This is a genomic window from Salinadaptatus halalkaliphilus, assembly GCF_006543045.1.
In the GTDB taxonomy this organism is placed as follows: domain Archaea; phylum Halobacteriota; class Halobacteria; order Halobacteriales; family Natrialbaceae; genus Salinadaptatus; species Salinadaptatus halalkaliphilus.
The window spans coordinates 1-20,536 of record NZ_RBZW01000022.1; the positions used below are offsets into that span (position 1 = coordinate 1).

17 protein-coding genes and 3 pseudogenes are annotated in these 20,536 nt (G+C 61.3%); 11 read left to right on the top strand and 9 right to left on the bottom strand.

Features of this window, described 5'->3' with window-relative positions; genetic code table 11:
- Nucleotides 1–387 precede the first annotated feature (387 nt).
- Nucleotides 388–1,569 (bottom strand): hypothetical protein, encoded by a 1,182-nt coding sequence (locus D8Y22_RS09660; protein WP_141464511.1) that lies wholly within the window; start codon nt 1,567–1,569, stop codon nt 388–390.
- A gap of 188 nt (nt 1,570–1,757) precedes the next feature.
- On the opposite strand from D8Y22_RS09660, the gene D8Y22_RS09665 reads away from it, so the two are divergent.
- Together D8Y22_RS09665 and D8Y22_RS09670 are read left to right on the top strand one after the other, a co-directional pair.
- A complete protein-coding gene (locus D8Y22_RS09665; protein ID WP_141464512.1) occupies nt 1,758–2,969 on the top strand; it encodes a DNA cytosine methyltransferase in 1,212 nt (403 codons plus the stop codon).
- Between the two features lie 34 nt (nt 2,970–3,003).
- Nucleotides 3,004–3,294 (top strand): HNH endonuclease, encoded by a 291-nt coding sequence (locus tag D8Y22_RS09670; RefSeq protein WP_141464513.1) that lies wholly within the window; start codon nt 3,004–3,006, stop codon nt 3,292–3,294.
- Nucleotides 3,295–3,319: 25 nt separating this feature from the next.
- On the opposite strand, the pseudogene D8Y22_RS09675 reads toward D8Y22_RS09670, so the two are convergent.
- The 3 genes and pseudogenes from D8Y22_RS09675 to D8Y22_RS09685 form a co-directional block, all read right to left on the bottom strand.
- Nucleotides 3,320–3,568: pseudogene (locus tag D8Y22_RS09675) on the bottom strand (type II toxin-antitoxin system HicA family toxin); the annotation flags it as partial.
- The gene (locus D8Y22_RS09680; protein WP_141464514.1) at nt 3,569–3,826 is read right to left on the bottom strand and encodes a type II toxin-antitoxin system HicB family antitoxin; all 258 of its coding nucleotides are present in this window, start codon (nt 3,824–3,826) and stop codon (nt 3,569–3,571) included.
- 156 nt (nt 3,827–3,982) lie between these two features.
- Nucleotides 3,983–4,390 (bottom strand): annotated as a pseudogene (locus tag D8Y22_RS09685) (PIN domain-containing protein); the annotation flags it as partial.
- Between the two features lie 61 nt (nt 4,391–4,451).
- Here D8Y22_RS09685 and D8Y22_RS09690 point away from each other — a divergent pair.
- Nucleotides 4,452–5,345 carry a universal stress protein gene (locus D8Y22_RS09690; protein WP_141464515.1) on the top strand — a complete coding sequence of 298 codons (894 nt, stop codon included), beginning with the start codon at nt 4,452–4,454 and terminating at the stop codon, nt 5,343–5,345.
- Between the two features lie 11 nt (nt 5,346–5,356).
- On the opposite strand, the pseudogene D8Y22_RS23345 reads toward D8Y22_RS09690, so the two are convergent.
- A pseudogene (locus D8Y22_RS23345) lies at nt 5,357–5,801 on the bottom strand (RNA-guided endonuclease TnpB family protein); the annotation flags it as partial.
- 161 nt (nt 5,802–5,962) lie between these two features.
- Nucleotides 5,963–6,520 carry an HVO_2922 family protein gene (locus D8Y22_RS09700; protein WP_141464516.1) on the bottom strand — a complete coding sequence of 186 codons (558 nt, stop codon included), beginning with the start codon at nt 6,518–6,520 and terminating at the stop codon, nt 5,963–5,965.
- A gap of 259 nt (nt 6,521–6,779) precedes the next feature.
- On the opposite strand from D8Y22_RS09700, the gene D8Y22_RS09705 reads away from it, so the two are divergent.
- The 6 genes from D8Y22_RS09705 to D8Y22_RS09730 all read left to right on the top strand — a co-directional run bounded on the left by D8Y22_RS09705 (nt 6,780) and on the right by D8Y22_RS09730 (nt 14,049).
- Nucleotides 6,780–8,738, top strand: a complete 1,959-nt coding sequence (locus D8Y22_RS09705) for an AMP-dependent synthetase/ligase (RefSeq protein WP_141464517.1) — start codon at nt 6,780–6,782, stop codon at nt 8,736–8,738.
- Nucleotides 8,739–9,304: 566 nt separating this feature from the next.
- Nucleotides 9,305–9,586 (top strand): HalOD1 output domain-containing protein, encoded by a 282-nt coding sequence (locus D8Y22_RS09710; RefSeq protein WP_141464518.1) that lies wholly within the window; start codon nt 9,305–9,307, stop codon nt 9,584–9,586.
- A 203-nt stretch (nt 9,587–9,789) separates the two neighbouring features.
- A complete protein-coding gene (locus D8Y22_RS09715; RefSeq protein ID WP_141464519.1) occupies nt 9,790–10,782 on the top strand; it encodes a Bug family tripartite tricarboxylate transporter substrate binding protein in 993 nt (330 codons plus the stop codon).
- 73 nt (nt 10,783–10,855) lie between these two features.
- Nucleotides 10,856–11,410 carry a tripartite tricarboxylate transporter TctB family protein gene (locus tag D8Y22_RS09720; protein WP_141464520.1) on the top strand — a complete coding sequence of 185 codons (555 nt, stop codon included), beginning with the start codon at nt 10,856–10,858 and terminating at the stop codon, nt 11,408–11,410.
- Nucleotides 11,411–12,907: a tripartite tricarboxylate transporter permease gene (locus tag D8Y22_RS09725; protein ID WP_141464521.1), complete on the top strand. Its 1,497-nt coding sequence runs from the start codon at nt 11,411–11,413 to the stop codon at nt 12,905–12,907.
- Nucleotides 12,908–12,957: 50 nt separating this feature from the next.
- Nucleotides 12,958–14,049: a LeuA family protein gene (locus D8Y22_RS09730; protein ID WP_141464522.1), complete on the top strand. Its 1,092-nt coding sequence runs from the start codon at nt 12,958–12,960 to the stop codon at nt 14,047–14,049.
- 30 nt (nt 14,050–14,079) lie between these two features.
- Here the strand turns inward: D8Y22_RS09730 and D8Y22_RS09735 are convergent, their stop codons facing one another.
- Nucleotides 14,080–15,291 carry a CaiB/BaiF CoA transferase family protein gene (locus tag D8Y22_RS09735; protein WP_141464523.1) on the bottom strand — a complete coding sequence of 404 codons (1,212 nt, stop codon included), beginning with the start codon at nt 15,289–15,291 and terminating at the stop codon, nt 14,080–14,082.
- Nucleotides 15,292–15,383: 92 nt separating this feature from the next.
- Between D8Y22_RS09735 and D8Y22_RS09740 the strand changes: the two genes are divergently transcribed.
- The gene (locus tag D8Y22_RS09740) at nt 15,384–15,647 is read left to right on the top strand and encodes a hypothetical protein (RefSeq protein WP_141464524.1); all 264 of its coding nucleotides are present in this window, start codon (nt 15,384–15,386) and stop codon (nt 15,645–15,647) included.
- A gap of 30 nt (nt 15,648–15,677) precedes the next feature.
- Here the strand turns inward: D8Y22_RS09740 and D8Y22_RS09745 are convergent, their stop codons facing one another.
- Nucleotides 15,678–16,694: a polysaccharide deacetylase family protein gene (locus D8Y22_RS09745; RefSeq protein ID WP_141464525.1), complete on the bottom strand. Its 1,017-nt coding sequence runs from the start codon at nt 16,692–16,694 to the stop codon at nt 15,678–15,680.
- Between the two features lie 292 nt (nt 16,695–16,986).
- On the opposite strand from D8Y22_RS09745, the gene D8Y22_RS09750 reads away from it, so the two are divergent.
- Entirely contained in the window at nt 16,987–18,210 is a 1,224-nt protein-coding gene (locus D8Y22_RS09750; RefSeq protein WP_141464526.1) for a carboxylate--amine ligase, read from the top strand.
- A 57-nt stretch (nt 18,211–18,267) separates the two neighbouring features.
- Here D8Y22_RS09750 and D8Y22_RS09755 read toward each other — a convergent pair whose 3' ends face one another.
- On the bottom strand, nt 18,268–20,307 hold the full coding sequence (locus tag D8Y22_RS09755) for a right-handed parallel beta-helix repeat-containing protein (RefSeq protein WP_141464527.1): 2,040 nt from the start codon (nt 20,305–20,307) through the stop codon (nt 18,268–18,270).
- Nucleotides 20,308–20,536: the final 229 nt, after the last annotated feature.

A 20,536-nucleotide genomic window follows, 5' to 3' on the forward strand; every position in this document is an offset into this window, starting at 1 on the left:
GAGTTCCGAGAAATCGCCCTGATGTGTGTCGTCTACAACATCAAGCGAGCCGTGAAACAGTGAATTCCACCGCCTTATGGCGATTCAACACAGCCAAACAAATCGAAAGACGACTACACCGCGACTGAACCCCTGATACGGATTGTTGTAGCGTTTTACCGGTGATCAGCCGGACGGAGTCGGTGATCACCGGTAAAGAACTACAACGGTCCGTATGAATCGTAATAGGCCGAACGCCAGACTGGTGGATATACACGTTTGATGAGCAGATGTTCAAGTACCTCGAGGAGAATCTGATACTATCAAATGTTGGGATCAGAGACCGAAGATGGTATTGCTTTCAGCATTGATGAGGAGGGATACAAATACGAGATATGCCAATGAACGTTAGTTCTCGTCATCAAGATGTGCTAATGCTGAATTATTTGGGTCAACATTCTCAATAAATCGCAGCAGCCGCCGTGTTGCCGTTGGGTTCTCTTCGATATGCTCGAGGAAGTGGACCATCCCCTGAAGTGCGACGTTCTGCTTGTGGTAGTCCCACGTTCGGAGTTGAATCCGAAGGTCTTTGTCAGTGATGACCTTTACGCCCTCGTCTTGCAGCGTTTCGCGGGCATCTTTCTCGATCTTCTGACAGACGGCGATCGAAATTGTGGTCGATCGCTCGGCCAACGTCATCATGGTTCCCAGCTCGGTATCGATATTTGACTCGTCGATGACCCTATCTTTTGCTTCGACAGATATCATGAGGTCCGGACCGTTGTAGCCATCAATATCTCCAAACCGATGCTGACGTGACGATCCCGTTCGGACGCTACTTGCCCGGAGAGACAGGTGTGGCCACTCGGCTGTGGCGTAGCCGTACACCATCGCCTGATAGGCCAGCCCACCCATTTCGTTGTCGTCCGTTCGCTCGTAATCATTCAAAACCTTGAGAAACGGTTGTGAGAATGCAGGCTCCCGCCTCGGATAGTCCTTGGACTGTAATCGATTGAGCCCCAACGCAATAATTCGTTCCGCTGCCTCGCGACGTCCCGCTCGAGACAGGATAAATGCCGACTCGAGAATCTCGATGTGATCACCCCAGTTGCCGGTGTAGTGGCCGGGAGCGTTCGGAAAATTCGTCCGACTCATGGTTTGATGGAAGAAGTCACCGATATCGTTGATCTGGCCACGGATTCCGACCTCGTGGTCGTTGAACCGAATGGTGAGTGTGTCGAGATTGCGGCCCGTATGGTAGTCGGTTCCCTTTTGTTCGTACCGCGGGAGGATGTCGTCTTCCCAATTAAGATCCGAATGAAACTCCTCAAGCCATGGATCTGACTGCGAGAGATCTTCGACAGATAAAATAAAAGAGAGTGCAAGACCGAGATAGCCTTTCCCCCGCTCGTCGTAGAGGTTCCGTGTTCGAGCGACTAACTCTTCGATTTCGTCGGCTTCATCGACGGTTGATTCGTCGCTGTCTTGTTCGCTGTAGGCGAGGAGCCGCTGATCACGCTCTCCGTCGAAATAGTTATCGAGAAACTCGGCGACTTTTTTCTGTTCATCATCCGTGATTTCTATGCTCATTCTACTAGCACAGCCTCGTGAGGTCTATCATTGAACTCGCTGTGGGCGTCCCTTCTGGAGACGAGCGATGATAGTACTGTGTATTTCAATAACACATCTGCTAAAGAACTTTCCATTCAAATACCAATTGTGGCAGAACTAGTGAGAGGGCGAATGATTAAATACGGTTAGGCGGCAGTCTTCATTAGATGGGTGACCGGAATCTTACCTACGTTGATTTATTTGCTGGCGCAGGAGGGCTCTCTATCGGGTTAGAAAGGGCCGGCTTTGAGTTGAAACACGCCGTCGAGGTAGACGAGGACGCAAGATCAACGTTCGCAAGGAACCGAGATGGCCTTGTGCCAGCCGATATTACAGGAGATATCCGAGACGTAGATAACCACGATATCGTTGATATCGTCGGCCAGAGCTCTATCGACCTGGTCGCCGGTGGCCCCCCATGCCAGGGGTTCTCCGAAGTTGTGAGTCCCGACGGCTCCGATAATCGGAATCACCTCTTTACGAACTTTATCAGTTGGGTGAACGAACTCGAACCGGATGCAGCACTCTTCGAGAACGTTCGTGGAATCCAGAATACGGCTGGCGGAAAATTCCTCGAGGCTGTTAAAAAGTCGTTTAATTTGATTGGCTATGATGTAACCCACAGAGTCGTCAAAGCGTCCGATTTCGGCGTTCCCCAGCACCGGCGTCGACTCGTTGCGATTGCGACGAAAAAAGACATTCATGAACATCCGTTTGACGGATTCGAATTAAATCCGGTGCAGACGCCGGGCGTAATGGACGGAATTGGTGATCTTCCAGAAGTCAGCCCCGGAGAAGAGGTCACAAACTACAATACGGAACCCCGAACGCTTCTCCAACAAGACCTCAGGAACGATAGCGGGGAACTGACAGCCCATATCGCTGCAAACCACTCACAGGATATGATTGAAATGATTTCTCATATACCTGATGGTGGAAACCGAACGGCCATTCCCGACGAACTACAACCTTCCTCCGGATATCACAACTCCTACTCTCGGCTCAGTTCGACCGAGCCCGCTGTAGCGATTACGTCGAATATGTCCAAACCCTCGAGCGCACGGTGTGTCCATCCGTTCCAGGACCGCGGACTTACTCCGCGCGAAGGTGCCAGGCTGCAGACGTTTCCTGATACGTATCGCTTTGATGGTGGTCTCGTCTCCATTCGAAAGCAGATCGGCAATGCAGTACCACCGTATCTCGGTGAGGCGCTCGGCTACTATCTGAGAGACAGCATCTATGGCGATGAACTTACCGAAGCTGAGCAGAAGCGAATCTACGAACTGCGGTGCGGAGCGATGACTCCGAAAGAGTTCAACAATAGGCGAAGCGAGATCGGTGGCTACGCCAAACAGGCGACACTCGATTTTGCAGACTAAGATTCTTGTCTGAAATTGTTGCTATTCGACCTATTTGATATCACTGCACGATTTTCCATCCTCCTTTTCCTATTTAGTCATATATTGGGTCCTACGCGCCGATGGCGTCTGCCAGGGCTGTGACGAGCCCGCGCCGTTTACCGACACCGACGGCGAGCCGTTCCTCGAGGTCCATCACCTCCAGCGCCGGAGCGACGGCGGCCCGGATCACCCCGACAACGTGGTGGCACTCTGTCCGAACTGCCATCGCCGGGTCCACCACGGGCCCGACGGCGAGGCGTTCGATCGGGCGCTCCTCGAGAGCGCAGGTCGATATCGTACGTAGCGACAATCGGGTCCGTGTGTGAGTATCGGTTGTCGTCGATCCACACACACCAGGCGTGAAAATCCGCCGCACCACACTGGTTGGCGATCGATCGCATCGTTCCAGTTGGGATTTTGTCTTCGGAGTGCATCGGAACGGTGACGACCCGTACCTCGTCAGTGCCTGGGTTTTCGTACCGGAGTTTCAGGTGACTTCCCGTCCGGTCGACAGGAACGAACCCGTGATCTCGCAGGACGGTCGCGATTTTCCGGCCGGAAAACGACGTCCGAACCATCTATTGCATGAACTCGGGGAGTTCGTTGTCCCGCTGTGCGTCGGGTTCGATTCCCCACGCTTCGAGATCATCGTCGGTGACTGGTTCGCCCCCGCCCTCGTGCAATTCGAGTGCCTCGGCGAGCATTGCCAATGCTTCGGACTTGCTATCGCCGAACGATGCAACACCACTCTCGAGGCCGATAGCGGTGATACTGCCGTCGTCTTCGTGGCCGAACTCGACGCCTGCAGTCTGGCCGTTGCGGACTGAATTCTTCATATACAGCCCAGAGGGCAACGGCAACGATGAACTTCAGACAGTCCACCAGACGGGACAGTGTGCCGACCATCCCGCAGTTTTATCGCATTGTGCTACCATAGTAGTACTATGAAGTACGCCAACGTCAGCGTCAAATTTCCCGAGGCACTCGGCCTGCTCCGCCTGTAGATTCGTCACGTCCAACTCGGACTCGAGCACGCCAGTCTGAAAATCCGAATCGGCGACGACGAGGTGATCACCGGTCGATCGCGCCGTCGCTGCGATCACGAGGTCTCGAACGGCCATCCGTTCGCCGTCGTCGAGCAACTTGTCCTGAAGTCGAGCGGCCTCGAGTGCCATTTCCTCGTTGAACGCGAGTGTGCGGACGCCACCGAAGCGCTGTCGTTCGGCTCGAACGTCCGTCTCGCCGCGGCCGAGTGTGCCTGCGAGCACCTCGTAGACGCAGATCGACGACGTCAGATACGGGATCTCTTGTGACTCGACGTAGGCGACGGTGTCGTCGACGCCCTCGAGCATGTCGATGATGACCAACGAATCGAGGACCGAACCCTCGTGACGAGTCACGTCCCCGTCTCCCTCCCAGCAAAGAGTAAGGTGGTCGCTACCGTATACCAATCGAGTGCCGATGTCGAACTCGGCGACCGATCGACCAGTGCTGGTTGCCGTCGTGAACCCGGACCGTGTGCGACAACTGGTCCGGACGGCCAGTGACCTCGCTCGAGTCCGCCAGACACACGTTCGGATCGTCTCGATAGTCACCAAGTCTCGCGCATCCCCGTTTTCGATCTACACGGACGACGTGATCGTCGAACGGTTCGCCCAGGACACTCAGGACGTGCTCGATCTGGCGGTCGAAACCGCTCCCGATGATGTCGTCGTCGAGCGCGAGATCGTCGTCGGTCGCTCGGTGGCGGAGGGCGTTCGGACGGCCGTCTCGGAGGTCGACGCACAGGCGCTCGTCGTTGGCTGGCACGAACGGCGGACCCGAACGGACGCGGTCTTGGGTACGACGCTCGATCATCTCATCGAACACGCACCCTGTGACCTCTACGTCGAACGGATCGGATACGAGGCCGACAGCGTCGACTCGATCTTGCTGCCGGTCGCCGGCGGCCCCCACGTTCGACCGGCCGCACACGCAGCGAAAGCGATCGCCGCTCGCAACGATGCGACGGTCTCCGTTCTCGCAGTCACTGCCCCGGACGGCGACGCCGACACCGCTCGAGACGATGTCACGGCGGCGGTCGCCCTCCTCGAGACGGCTCCCGGCTCCCACGTGGATATCGCGACGGCGATCGAAACCGACGAGGACGTGCCGAGCGCGATCGTCGACACGGCACCGGATCACGACGTGATCGTCTTCGGTGTGACTCGCCAGCGTACGCTACACCGTCGGCTCGTCGGCTCGATTCCACAGCGTGTCATCCCGCGAACCGAGCAGACGGTCCTGCTCGCGCGCTCGGCGACCGTCGTCGAACAGTCCAGACTCAGCCAACTTCGGAGCCGCTTGAAACTTTGAGCTACCCACCTAAAGCGGTGGGATTCAGCGTGGACTCCCGTTCTGGCCTCAGTTGAGCCAGGAGAATAGCCTCCATCCACGTTCAGCGTCCCGCTATTTAAGCGCACGCCCAAGGGTGCGCCTCCCTCGCCCCCAGTTTGGTTGCGTTCGAAAATCGAATTGTGATTTTCGAGCCAATCAGAACGCTTCGAGTTCTGATGACGACGGAGATACTGCAAGCCGATGTTCTTCGCCCTTGTGCTCGACGTACTCGTACAAGCGGTCGAACGCCCACTTGTGGCCCCACGACGCCCCAGTCCGCTCGCGGATGTCAGTCAAATTCTCGAACACAATGGTCAAACATCCGTTCTCACGGGCCTCCGCGACGAGTTCGTTGCTGATGCGGTGTAGCATCTGCTTGAACCGTCCGTCCTCTTTTCGTCCGACGAACTCCGTGAGTTTTCTCCTGTATTTCGTATCCAGCCGGGGCCGAACTCGTAGAGACGGCGACGCAGATCGGCCGGTACCTCGGGCGTGACGGTCACCGGTCGGCCTCATACGGATTGCTGTTAACGATTTACCGGCGCAACCGCCGCCCGGGTCGCGGTTGCGCCGGCAATGACTTACAGTAAACCGTATCAGTCCTCGACCGTGACGACGTTCGCGCCAGGTGCGTTTTGCATCACGCTCTCGAGACCCTGTCGGGCGCCGGCCTTCCGACTGTAGCCCTCGCCGCTGTCGGCGATGACGTTACCGTTGTCGTGGACGAGTCGCCACCGCCACTCGTCGGCGGCGTCGCGATAGAGTTCGAACTCAGCCTTGCTGGCCGTCGCTGTCGACACCGGTGCGTCGGTCGCCGTCGACACCACCTCCGCCTCGTCGTCCGTGCCCGAGTCAGACGCGGCTGGGACCGCCTCCCCGTCCACGATCGGCCACTCGAGTTCGACCTCGAGTTCGGCGGCGTCGTCCGCAGTTTCGTACTCGAGCTCGAGTTCGAACCGCTCCGGAACGGCGACGGTGATCGACTCGTCGCCCTCGAGGGTGAGTGAGCCGTTCGCGATCCCGTCGGCCATTCGTCGCAACAGGGCCCCACCGGCGTCGCGCGAAAGGAGTCGTTCGATCTCGCGTTCGTCACCGTCGTCTTCGGCAGCTGCATCTGTCGCCGACGTGTCTGATTCTCGGTTTGGATCCGTCATACACCGCCGTACGCGCCCCGGCGTGAAATTCTCTCGTTCAGCGTTCGGTAAATATCATCCTTCAGAAACGATTCGGTGCCTCGACCGCGAGCGTATCCGTCGTCCCGATGTCCCTTCGCCGTGGTACGCTCTGTCTCCCGAGTGTAGGTCGTACCGATGCTGTTCGGCCGACGAGCGCTCCGGCTCTCCAGGATAAACCCAAAGACCGATTCGATCAGTTTTAACACTTTTATCGCGGGGGAGTGTCTCACATACCAATATGAACTGGCGGGAGGCCGAACGAGAGTACGAGGACGAGGTCATCGGGGAGACGACGCTCGGCCGGATGTTCGAGGAGTCGGTCGAGCGAAACACCAGCCAACCGGCCCAGAAATACAAAGGGGGAATCTACGACCGATCGCTGACCGACGCAGTGCTTCCGGCTGCCGACCCCGGTGCGTTCCGGACGATTTCCTACGCCGAGATGCGCGAGATCGTCCGCAACCTCGCCGCGGGCTTTCGCGAGCTGGGCGTCGAAACCGGCGATCGAGTGGGTATCTTCGCCACCACCCGGATGGAGTGGGCCCAGTCCGACTTCGCGCTGTTGAGCGCCGGTGCGGTCATCACGACGGTCTACACCAGCTCCTCACCGGATCAGGTCGAGTACCTGCTCGACGATCCCGACGCGTCGGCCGTCGTCGTCGAGAACGAGGAACTCCTCGAGCGCGTCCTCGAGGTCGAAGACGAACTCGAGCTCGAGTTTATCGTTTCATTCGACGAGTTCGAGGGGTACGACGACCGCGACGATATCCTGACCCTCGCCGAAGTCCACGACCGTGGCGAGGATGCGTTCGATCTCGAGGCCTATCAGGAGTGGCTCGACGAGCCCGAGCTCGACGATCTGGCGAGTTTGATCTACACCAGCGGGACGACCGGCCAGCCCAAGGGCGTCCAGTTGACCCACTGGAACTTCCGGTCGAACGTCAACGCGATTCGCAAGCGCTTCGCGCCGCGCCCGGACAAACCCGACGACGTTCCGACGCTCGATCAGGACTCGCTGGCGATGTCGTACCTCCCGCTGGCGCACGTCTTCGAGCGGACGGCCGGTCACTTCGTCCTCTTTGCGACGGGGGCTTGCGTCGCCTACGCCGAGGACCCCGACACGCTCCAGGAGGATTTCGAGACGGTCCAGCCGACGACGGCGACGAGCGTGCCCCGCGTCTACGAGAAGATCTACGACGGGATTCGCGAACAGGCCAGCGAGTCGGGCGCCAAGCGACGTATCTTCGAGTGGGCGACCGACGTCGGTGTCGAGTACCAGCGCGCCGACTCGCCGGGTCCGATTCTGAAGGCCAAGCAGACGCTTGCGGACAAACTCGTCTTTTCGACGGTTCGAGAGGCCCTGGGCGGCGAAATCGAACTGTTGATCAGCGGCGGCGGCAGCCTTTCGCCGGAGCTCTGTCAGCTCTATCACGCGATGGGGCTGCCGATCTACGAGGGGTACGGATTGACCGAAACCTCGCCGGTTGTCTCGACGAACCCGCCCGAAGCGGTGAAGATCGGGACGATCGGCCCGCCGCTGGCGAACGTCGACCTGAAAGTCGACGAGAGCGTCGCCGATCAGGACGCCTTCGACGACGATCCCGGTGAGGTCGGCGAACTCCTCGTCGACGGTCCGAACGTCACGCAGGGCTACTGGAACAAGCCCGGGGCGACGGCGGGAGCGTTCACCGAGGACGAGGACGGCACGCGCTGGTTCCGTACCGGCGACATCGTCCACCTGCGACCCGACAACTACCTCGAGTTCCGCGACCGGGCCAAACAGATCATCGTTCTCTCGACCGGCAAGAACGTCGCGCCGGGCCCGATCGAAGACGCCTTCGCCGCGAGCGAGCGCGTCGAGCAGTGTATGGTCGTCGGCGACGGGGAGAAGTTCATCGGCGCGTTGATCGTCCCGAACACGGACCACGTCCGCGAGTGGGCCGACGAGGAAGGCATCGATCTCCCCGAGGATCCCCAGGCAATGTGTGACGACGAGCGCGTCATCGAGTACATCCAGGCGGAAGTCGACAGCGCCAACGAGAACTTCGAGAAACACGAGACGATCAAGCAGTTCGAACTCGTCCCACAGGAGTTCACCGAGGAAAACGAGATGCTGACCCCGACGATGAAGAAAAAGCGCCGCGTCATCTTAGACGAGTTCGAGGACCGGGTCGACAGGATCTACGACGACGCCTAAGCGTCTCGAGCCCGGCCGAACCCCGATATCGTCCCGGTCGACGGCGTTACGAGGTGACCGCCGTCTCTCGGTTGCCACACCGTTGGCACAACCATCCACCGCCGGTGAACGTTTATCCGATTCCGGTCCCAGGAGCGCGTCGAAACCTTCCAGCAACTCGTTCGCGAGTACGACATCGACCTGGTGCTCGAGCGGCTCCGGACTGAACTCGAGGTCAGTCCGACGATGGAGTACGACCTTACCGAGAAACAGTACGAAACGCTCGTGACGGCGTTCGAGGCCGGTTTTTTTCGAGAATCCGAAAGAGACGACCCTCGAGAAGCTCGGAGACCAACTCGGCGTCTCGGACGCGGCGGTGACCGGTCGGACCCATCGCGGACTGGCGAATCTGCTCTCACAGACGGTCGCTCAACACGAACGCGATCCGTAGCCTGCAGTCGGTGGCCTTCAGCCACTCAGTTGCGGGATGACAGATACCCGCTGTTAAACGCCTGAACGGACTAACGGATCGTTTCAGGCCGCTGGCAATCATAAAAGAGGTGTAGCGAAAACCGACGGTGAGCCTGGTGAGTGAATATCGAGACGAGTGCTCCGGCGAGGAGCCAACGGTCCGCGTCGAGGTACAGCCACACGAGAAGCCATCTATCGCCGTCGTTCGCGCCCTCGAGACGCTGACCGGCGAGAAGGGGACCGAAATCGATCCCCTCTACGAGTACGTCGACCCCGAAGCGATCGACGAGTTGTTTGTCGACACGAACACGGCAACGCGCCGTGGGAGTGTCCGGTTTTCGTTCGGCGACATCGACGTTCGTCTCGTCGACGGAACGATCGTCGAACTACGGCGGTGAGCCGACACAGACGCAATCGTGAACGAATTCCTCACGGGGAGGGACGTGAGAATAACGACAGGGAGACATCCCAATTTTCGCATTCTAGACCCCTAATTGAAGAATAATATATACAAATATACCGCGATGGAGTACAGATAGTTGTACAGACAGCCACGGCCATACAGCAGCTATTTATACTAGCATTTGTATCGATCCTTACTATGGACCGACGGACGTTCCTGCGGACGACGGGTGTCGCAACGGCAGGGGTGGCGACAGCGGGGTGTCTCGGTGAACTGATGGGCGGTGACGAGTTTCCCGACGGGTCGGTAGAGGTGCTCGTCCCGTTCGACGAGGGTGGTGGCTCCGACGTGATCGTCCGTCAGATGGCCGATCCGCTATCGGAGGAGCTCGGAACGACGATCGAAGTGAACAACGTTCCCGGGGCCGGCGCCATGCGGGGCATCGGCCAGTTCCTGAACGAGGATCCCGACGGACACACGATCAGTAAGTTCAATCCGCTCACAACCTCGATTCAGGCGATGATCGAGCCGCCGGACTTCGAGATGACCGATCTCGAGGGGTTAGCGACGATCGGTTTCAACGCGCTCGTCGTCATCGGTAACGCCGACGAGAATATCGACGGGCTGGACGATCTGGTCGGCCGGTACGAGGACGAGGAGTTCGAGACGATCGGCGGACTCGGCGTCAACTACCTCGTCCACGCGACGTTCTTCCAGGAACTGTACGGCATGCCCTGGGATCGATACATCCAGTACTCGGGCGCGGGCCCGATCAACGAGGCGATCGCCTCCGGTGAGGTGCCTGCGGCGATCACGTCCGACGCAGGGGCTGCCTCGGCCGTCGAGAGCGGCGATGCGGACGTCATCGCCGTCCTGACGACCCAGGGCAGCGAGGTCTTCCCCGACGCCGAGACCGTCGTCGACCAGGGCTACGACGAAATCGACTTTGTCGGGCAGGTGACCCGGTCGATGTGGGTCCCACCAGAAACACCCGACGATCGGGTCGACATCCTCACGGAAGCGGTCGAAACGACGATCGAATCCGACACGATGCAGGACTGGGCCGACGAATCCGGGAATCCGATGGTCTACGACGGCCCGGAAAACGCCAACGACACCCTCGAGAGTATCTGGGAGGAGATTCCCGAACTCGTCGATATCGACGAGCTCAGGCAAGAAGCTGGCGACTAATTCGTCGCCGGTGGACGCTCGAATCGGCGTATAACTGACGCGAGATAGCGGGTCACGCTACGACAAGTCACAGATGACACGGACTACTGCGCTCGCTCGAGCGGTCGATACAGAACGGGCCTTGAGTCTATTCTTTCTTCTCGTTGGCCTCGTCATGTTCGGCCTGACGTTTACGTTCGAGTTCAGTTCGGCTGCGCTCTTTCCACGGTTGACCGCGGGAGTGATTATCGTCGGCTCGGTGCTGTTGGTGGTTCAGGACGCTCTCCCCGAGGGGCTGCGACGGATCGTCGCCGAACCGGTGTCGATCGCACAGCCCGATAGCGAGTACGAATCGGCGGCGAACGAACAGACCGCCCCAGAGCCTGCCGAAACGGCATCGGCGACGACCCGAGGCGTTCCCGATTCGATCGCGACCTACGGCCTGTTGCTTGGATACATCGCCGTCTCGCTCCTGATCGGCATTCTCTGGGCGACGCCGCTTTTCGTGCTCGCGTACTCGTGGTGGTTCGAACAGTCGAGGCGAGTTAGTGCCGTCGTCTTCGTGACCACGCTGGTGATCGTCTTCGCCTTCTACCTCCTGTTTAACGCACCGTTAGAAGACGGCTTCTTGTTGGAGTGGATCTGGTAAATGTCGACGACACACGCACTCCTGGAGGGAATGTCGATCGCCCTCTCGTGGCCGACCGTCATGTGGCTGGTCGTCGGGATCGTCCTCGGCATCGCCATCGGAGCGATACCGGGAATTGGACCCAACCTCGGAATGGCGGTCGTCTTGCCGCTGACGCTGCCACTCGGTGGGACGAACGGCATCATCCTACTCGTCGGCATCTACAGCGGCTCGATGTACGGCGGCAGCGTCGCCGCGATCCTGATGAACGTCCCCGGAACCGCCGCCGCTGCGGCCACGACGTTCGACGGCTACCCGCTCTCGAGACAGGGCAAAGCGATGCTCGCCCTGTCGGCGTCGGCGTTTTCCTCGGCGAGTGCAGGGTTCATGACGATCGTCGCTCTTATCGTTATCTCGCCGGTGTTGATCACGATCGTCCTCATGTTCGGGTCGCCGGAGTACTTCCTCGTCGCGGTGCTTGGACTCTCGATGATCACGATCGTCGCCCAGGGCTCGATCGTCAAGGGATTGATCGCCGGGGCCTTCGGCATGCTCGTCTCGACGGTCGGCGTCGCGGAGATGTCCCCGGAGGTGCGCTACTCCTTCGGTTACATCGGCCTCTACGACGGGATCGACTTCGTCGCGGCGATTCTGGGCATCTTTGCCGTCGCCGAGATGCTGAAACTCGCCAGCGAACGCGGCAGCATCGCTCGGGGCACCATCGACCCCGACGGCAGCCCACTCGAGGGCGTCAAGGCCGCCGGGTCCCGGTGGTGGCTGCTCGTCAAGTCCTCGTTTATCGGCATGTTCATCGGGTCGATTCCCGGCTCGGGAGCCGCCGTCTCGAATTTCGTGGCCTACAGCGAGGCCGTTCGGAGTTCGACGACCCCCGAAAACTTCGGTCAGGGTGAACTCGACGGCGTCGTCGCGGCCGAATCCTCGAACAACGGCACCGTCGGCGGCTCGCTCATCCCGGCGCTGTCGTTCGGGATTCCCGGCAGCGGGGCGACGGCCGTCCTGCTCGGTGGCCTGCTTATGCACGGACTGAACCCCGGGCCGGATCTGTTTACGACGGAGTTGAGCTTCACCTACGCCGTCTTCGTCTCGCTGTTTCTGGGCAACATCGTGATCCTCGTCGTCGGCCTGAGCCTGATCACGCGCATGGAGTATCTCACCCGGATCGACACCCAGATCCTCATCCCCATCGTCTTCGTGCTCGCGATTTCGGGAGCGTACATGCTGCGCAGCAACTGGGTCGATGTCCTCACCGTCGCCGCATTCGGCGTCATCGGCTACTACATGTTCGCACACAACTTCTCGATCGTGGCGTTCATCCTCGGTATCGTCTTAGGCGGCATCGCCGAGGAGAACTTCCTCAGATCGCTCGATCTCTCGGACGGCTCGCCGCTCATCTTCGTCGACAGCTGGCCCGCGCGCATCCTCGTCGTGTTGACGATCCTCGTGTTGGTCGCACCCGTCCTCAAGGCGGCACTCGAGCGCTCGCGTGGCGACGCGTAGCAAGTCCAAACAGCCTTGGGAGCGCTGTCCCTCCCCTCGAACGATGACCGATGACCGATCTCTGTGACGTGACGATTCGGGAGAGCGAACAGCTTCCCGGCCGATCGTACGATCTCGAGGCGAAACGCGAGGCCGGCCGTGCGCTGGACGACCTCGGCGTGGCGTTCGTGCAGGTCGGCTTTCCGATCACCGGGAAGACCGATCGCCGCGCCGTCGCCACCCTCGCCGACGAACTCGAGGCCGACATCGTCGCGATCGCCCGGACCCTAGACCGTGACGTCGACGCCGCGATCGAGTCCGGCGCCGACGTGATCGAGGTGTTTGCCCCGCTCTCGACACGTCACCTCGAGACGACCCTCGACACGGACCGTGAGACAGCGTTCGACCGCATGCGGCGGGCGGTCGATCGGGCGGCCGCGAGTGGGGCAACCGTTCACCTGTCGATCATGGACGCGTTTCGGACCGCGGACGAACACGTCGATCGTGCGATCGATCGGTTCGAGGACGTGGCCGTCGTTACCCTCGCAGATACCGTCGGTGCGATGGCGCCACTGGCGCTCGAGCAACGCCTTGGGGCTCTCGTCGACTCGGGCGTCGATCCCGACCGACTCGGCGTACACCTTCACGACGACCTGGGCGTCGCGACGGCGAACGCGCTCGTCGCGGCCAGACACGATGTCGGACGACTCGATGTCAGCGTCGCCTCGCTGGGCGAGCGGGCGGGCAACCCCGCCCTCGAGGAGGTCGCGATCCACTGCGATCGGGAGGGGTACGCCGAACTCGGGCTCGAGACGGCCGAGCTCGTCCCCCGATGTGAGGACGTGCTCGCGGCGCTCGAGGAACCCGTCGACGAGCGCAAGGCCGTCCTCGGCCGGGACGTCTTCGAACACGAATCCGGTCTTCATACGGCCGCCATGTTACGCGATCCGAGCACGTTCGAACCGTTCGACCCCGAAACCTACGGCGGCGAGCGCTCGCTCGTCTTCGGTGCTGGCAGCGGCAGTGGTGCTGCTCGAGCCCTGCTCGAGGCGGCGGGTGTCGAGGCGACCGACGCGCGCGTAGAAACGATCCTTTCGGCGCTCGAGCGAGAAGGACCGGTCGACCTCGAGGGAGCGCTCGAACTGGCTCGAGACGAACAGTAATCGCCACGACTCCTCGAAGAACGGTTTCGATCAGAGCGCGTCGCGCTCGTGGAGAGCCTGGAGTTCGGCGTCGTCGTATCCCAATTCACGGAGCACCTCGTCGGTGTGCTCGCCGAGTGCCGGTGGCTGTTCGCCTTCGGGGGGCTCGAACCGATTGGATCGAAGCGGCAGTTTCGGTACGTCGACCGACGTGCTCGTTCCCTCGGTGGTCTCGATCTCGGTGAGCGCGTCGGTCGCCGCGAGATGCTCGTCGTCGATCACGTCGCCGACGTCGTTGACAGGCGCGACGGGGACCCCGCTTTCGCGAAGCCGCTCGAGAACCTCGTCTTGGGTCCAGTGGTTGAACTCGTCGGCCAGCCGATCGCGAAGTTCTCCCCGGTGCTCGCGACGGTCGTCCATCGTCGCGAATCGCTCGTCTTCGTCGAGGTCGGTCTCGAGGGCATCACAGAGGCGTTCCCAGTGGCGTTCGGAAGAGGGGCCGACGAACGTCCACTCGTCATCGGCGGTCTGGAAGACGTCGTAGGGGGCCCAGTTGAGGTGGCTCGCGCCGATCGGCTCCGGGACGATGTCGTGGGCCTGGCTGTAGGCGAGCCAGTAAGACATGAGTGGCATCGTGCTCTCGAACATCGGTGCCTCGACGTAGCTGCCCTCGCCCGTGCGGTCTCGGTCGCGAAGCGCCGAGAGGATGCCGACGGCGGCGAAAAAGGACGCCGCCATATCGGAGATGCTGGTGCCGACCCGGACCGGCTGTTCGTCTGGCAGCCCGGTGACGCTCATCAGGCCGCTCAACGCTTCCGTGATCGGATCGAGTGCCGGATACTCCTCGTAGGGACCCTCGCCGAACCCCTTGATCGAACAGTAGATCAACGCCTCGTCGATCGCCGACAGCGTCTCGTAGTCGACGCCGAGGCGCTCGGTGACGCCTGGGCCGAAGTTTTCGACGACGATGTCGGCCTCGTCGACGAGGTCCTCGAACACCGCTCGTCCCTGCTCGTCTTTCAGATCGACGGTGACGCTGCGTTTGTTTCGGTTCATCGCGTTGAACAGGCTCGTGCCGAGTTCGCTCGAGTCCCGGACCGAGTCGCCGCCGTGGCTCCGATTTTCGACCTTGATCACGTCCGCGCCGAGGTCCGCGAGGATGAGCGTACAGAACGGTCCTGCGACGATGTGGCCGAGTTCGAGAACCGTCACGTCCTCGAGAGGCGCGTCGCCGGCTGGCGCTGAGGGAGCTGGCCCAGTCATGCTTCCTGTCGGTCCCACCAGCGACAAATAGTTGCTGATACGGAGTGGCGTCCGTATCCAGACACGACCGACGGCGGAGGCTGCCGGTGGGTATGGACCGCCATCGACGGGCGTATCGCCGTCTTACCGCCGCCGCGTTGCAGCCGGAAGCGAGCGTCAGATACCACTACCGCGACGGCAGTTCGCTCGCGACGGTGGTCGACCGAACCGACCAGTACGTGACGTTCGTCGGTCTGGACTGTGACGGTCGCTTTACACACGATCAGATCGAGACCCTGCTCGAGGACGGCCGTCTCGAGGTCGTCCTCGACGACGATACGCACGTTCCGGCCGAGACGCTTTCGCGTCGTTTCTGACAGCACTTCGGCGCCGTTACGTTCGTAGCGTCACGAGTCGATACGCCGAACAGCCGACTGGTCCGCGCGTTCGGACCGGTGTGGATTGTTATTGTTGTGCTCGAGAGGGACCGCTCGAGTCGGACTGCTCCCGGTAACGTCCTGTTGAACTGCAGCCATGGTTTCGACGCGAAGCTCAGTCTGGCGTCTTCGCTGGTCGATGTAGGCCAGGACGCGTTGCAGGCGTCGAATGTTACGTCTGGTCGTCACCTCGTTGGGATGGAGCCAGAGGTGACAGATCCCGTCACCGGCCGTGGCGGCGTCGATGCCGCGTTTTGCCTTGCGAACGACCGGATCACCGACGATCGGTTCGACGAGCGAGCGGGCGACGCCCTCGAAGGAGAATAGACACAGCGAGGCCGGGATATCGACCAGCCCGTGCTCGTCGACCCTGGGATCGACCAGCGGCGGCGTGGTCTGGCAAACGGCGTACTCGGCCACCTTCCCGAGCGGATACAGCGGCGAGTCGTCGTACCATCTTGATGGCGAACGACCGCGATAGCAGCTGAAACCGTAGGTCGCGAGAAGCTCTCTGTGGCCGACGACGTTCCGGGGAAAGACGAAGGACTCGAGGTCGACCCCGAATTCGGCGGCGGCGGCGAGGCAGGCCTCGAGTTCAGCTTCGACGACGGCTGTCGGTGTCGCGACCGGGTCGAACAGGACGTGTGAAAACGAGTGACAACCGATCTCGTGGTCGACGGGCGCATCTCGGACCCGCTCGACGAGACCGGGTGCGAGCCACCAGTTGTCGTCCGTGACACGTCCGCCCGGGTCGGACGCGAACCACCCCTCATCGGCGGCCGGATGGTCCACGTGGTGGCCGTCACACGCCTCGAGCATGAGGTGGCCGACGACGCCCCAGGTCGCCGGTATCTCGTACGCCTCGAGTAACTCGAGCAGTCGACGCCATCCGCGTCGAGCGTTTCGAATACGGTCTATCGGCGGTTGCTCGAGGTCGTGAAATCCCCAGGCAAGTTCGGCGTCGATCGAGAGTACTACGCGTCCCATAGCGATCACGGTGTCCGGTCGATCGATTCGTCCACGATCAGTGATCTGTTCAGCGAGTCATTAAGTATGGGTTCGATTACACGCTGGCTGACGAGTAGGGACCGATTGTCCGCCGTGGCCACACCGGGGCGGGGAGTAAAACCGATCGGGTGTTACAGGTCCCGACTGCTTGACGAGAGTACTCCGTTCTTAACTAACGTTCACACTGCTGTGAGTGTTCGCATGGCCGATTCCGTTGTGAGAGATCGGACTCGCTGGACCGACGGGGGTCACCGTCGACCGGGTGATTTCGATGGGCAGTGACAGCTGGATCGATCGATCGGTCGCTATCCCAGGAACGATCGCACCGAGTACCGTCGCCTGTCTGCGTTCGCTCGGGCGGCGGGGCATTCGGACGATCGTGCTGACGGATCAGGAGATTGCCCCGGCGGTCCACTCGAAGTACTGTGACGAGGCCCTCTCGGTACCGAACCCCCACGACGACCTGCTGGCCTACAAGGATGCACTGCTCTCGATCGCGATGCGGCCCGATGTCGCGACGATTATTCCGGTACGAGATGTCGACGTCTACGTCCTCTCGCGGTACAAATCCGAATTTCAGGATCACGTTGCGACTATCTGGCCGGATATCGGAACGCTCGCGGCCGTCCAAGATCGCGTCCACCTGTTCGATATCGCCGCGGATGCGGGCGTATCTGCCCCGGAAACGACCGTCTTGGCCGAGGCGACCGACTGGGACTGGGATCGCCACTGGATCGTCAAAGCGCGATATGCCGTGCTCACCGACGAGTATCTCGACGGTTACGGACCCGAACAGTTTCTCGATCCGCCCAAGACCGAGTATCTGCGACCGGGCATCGAACCCGACGTCGATACCCTTCGACACGGCATGGGCCACGATCCCCTGGTCCAGGAGTACGTGCCCACGACCGACGAGTACGGCTTTTTCGCGCTCTACGACCACGGCGATCCCGTGGCGACCTTTCAGCACCGTCAGCGACGGGGGTACAGCTACGCCGGCGGCGCGAGTTCCTTTCGCGAATCGGTCCGTATCCCAGCGCTCGAGGCGGCCGGTCGAAATCTCCTCGACGCCCTCGAGTGGCACGGGCTCGCGATGGTCGAATTCCTGCGGGACGAGGAGACGGGTGAGTTCAAACTCATGGAAGTCAACCCGCGGTTCTGGTCGTCGCTGCCGTTCTCGGTGCAGGCTGGTGCGGACTTTCCGTACTACTACTGGCTCTTGACACACGACGAAGCCGATCGGATCGACCACGCCTACGAGGCGGGCATCGCCGGCCACCTGTTGCGCGGTGAACTGCTGTACCTTCGGTCGATTTACTTCGATGACGTCGAACTCGCGGACAAACCGGACCTCTCTGACGCCGCCCTCGAGGTCGCACGCTCGATCGTCAGCCATCCACGGTTCGATTACGCGAGCCTCGACGATCCTCGCCCGTTCCTGGCGGATCTCCGAAACGCCTACGACGACTACAAACGGCGCGGCTCGATCAAGTGACGGCCCCGGCCGACCACGGAACCGGCCGAGGCGACCGATCGGCGCGTCGAACCGCCGTCACCGAGCGTCGTACTCGATGTCGATGCGTGCATCGCCAGACACCGAAAAGTCGACGATGTCGCCGCTGAACCAGTACGCGTCCCGATCACCCGCCACGGCACCGGAGACTGCGGTCCCATCAACGTCGGTCTCCTCGAGCGTTGCGTCTCGATACGTCGAGACCTCGACCGACCCCGTGACCTCGAACGTGTAGGTGCTTGGCTCGCTCGAGTAGCTGCCATCGACGACGAGGGCGTTCGTCAGCTCCGCATCGTCCTCGCCATCGTCTTCGTCGCCGGGTTCCCCGTCGTCCTCGTTTCCATCGTTTTCGTCGCCGTTGTCGTCGTCCTCGTCGCCGTCGTCGGCAGTCTCCTCGATGACCGCTTCGGGGTCCATCCGATCCCCGTCGAGTTCGATCCACATCACGTCGGGCTGCTCGAGGTCGATCGCAGTGACGGGACCCTCGATGCGGAAGGCGTCGCCGTTGCCGCCGCCGGTGGTTCCGCCGGCGTGCCAGCTGTCGCCGTCCTCGTCGACGAAGTCCTCACTCTGGTAGGTGCCGCCCTCGATACTGCCGCCGGAGGGCGTCTCGTAGGGGGCGTCGGCGAACTCGACCGGGCCGCCGGCGGTAAACTCGTAACTCGCGAAGCGAGCTTCTGGCTCGGTGACGAACGCGAGCAGACGATCGTCACCGGCGTTCTCATTTCCCTCTTCGTCCTCGTTACCATCGTCGGCCGTCTCCTCGATAATTTCCTCGAGTTCCATCCGTTCGCCGTCGAGTTCCACCCACATCACGTCGGGTTGCTCGAGGGCGATGTCGGTGATCGGGCCGGCGACGCGGAAGGCGTCACCGTGGCCGCCGCCGGTCGTCCCGCCGGCGTGGCGAGTGTCGCCGTGTTCGTCGATGAAGTCCTCGGCTTCGAAGGTTCCGCCTTCGATGCTGCCGCCGGAGGGCGTCTCGTAGGGGGCGTCGGCGAACTCGACGGGGCCCTCGGCGAGGAACTCGTAGCTCGCCAGGTTTGCCTCGGGCTCGGTGACGAACGCGAGCAGGTACTCGTCACCGTCTCCGTCGTCCTCCTCGTCGTCTTCGTCGTCTTCGTCGTCACCGTTGCCCGGGCCACCGGAAGACGGCGGCTCGGCCGATCCCGAGGCCGCTTGCTCGGCAGTCAGCGGGACGCCCTCGACGTCTTCGGGTTCGGTTCGCTGTGGGGAACCGACGGATTCGCCGATGACTCGTCCGGAGTGTTCGACGGTCGACTCGAACCGGCTGTCGGTCACTCGCACCCTGGCGTTTTCTCGCCAGTGGCTGTCGCCCGTTCCGATATCCCCCATTCGTGCGCCCGAGAAGTCGCAGTCGATTACTTCGATCTCCTCGTAGAATCCCCAGGCGTTGCGGTCACAGCCGGTCGCGACGCAGTTTTCGACGTAAGAGCCGTTCGTGCCGACCCGAAAGCCACCCGCGCGACAGTCTGCCGCGTAGGAGTTCGTGATGTGTACCTCGCCACCGCCGCCCCGGCCGGCCGGGTGTCTGGCGGGATTACCGGGCGAGCTGCCGTAGATCGCGTTGTCGGGGTAGCCCTGAATGTTCACCCGGTCGATCTCGAGGACGCCGGCGTGACTACCGGCGACGAAGATGCCGGTCGCGCCGGGATAGGTGTCGTCGGGCGATCCGTCGCCGAGGTAGAGGTTCTCGATGCGCGCCGAGCCGCCAGCGGAGACGCTGACGATTAGCGGTTCGGCTTTCGCGTGACTGTCCCAGCTACCACGGACACCAACGTTGCGAATTTCCCAGTCGGTACCGGTGGCGTTGATCTGATACTGTGCACCGCGTGCGGTGATGTCGATGAGCGTGTTCTCGAGCGTGTCACCGCTGCCGAGTTGGACGCGGTAGGTGTCCCCGGCGGACACCTCGACAACGTCGAACGATTCGTCGGCCGCAACAGCCCCGACGCCGACGACACTCAGTGTTGCAGCACTCGCTGCCCCTCGCAAGTACGAGCGGCGACCGAGCAGTGATCGATCCTCGCCATCCGTCTGCGAGTCGTGGGTATCCGTCATACATCAATGGCGAAGAACAGTTCGGCGAAGTAATACTCCGTTAAACTGAGTAGTCTTTAAATCCGGACTCTCAGTAAAAAATGATACTCAGATTACGTGATCCGCGAAGCGATTACCGCCGACAGGACTCGAAATAACGCCGAGTCGACACGTCGACTGCGAGCGCGTATCGGGGAAGGGAGACGAACGATGAACCGCTCGTACGCTCGAGGCGGCGATCTCAAAATAA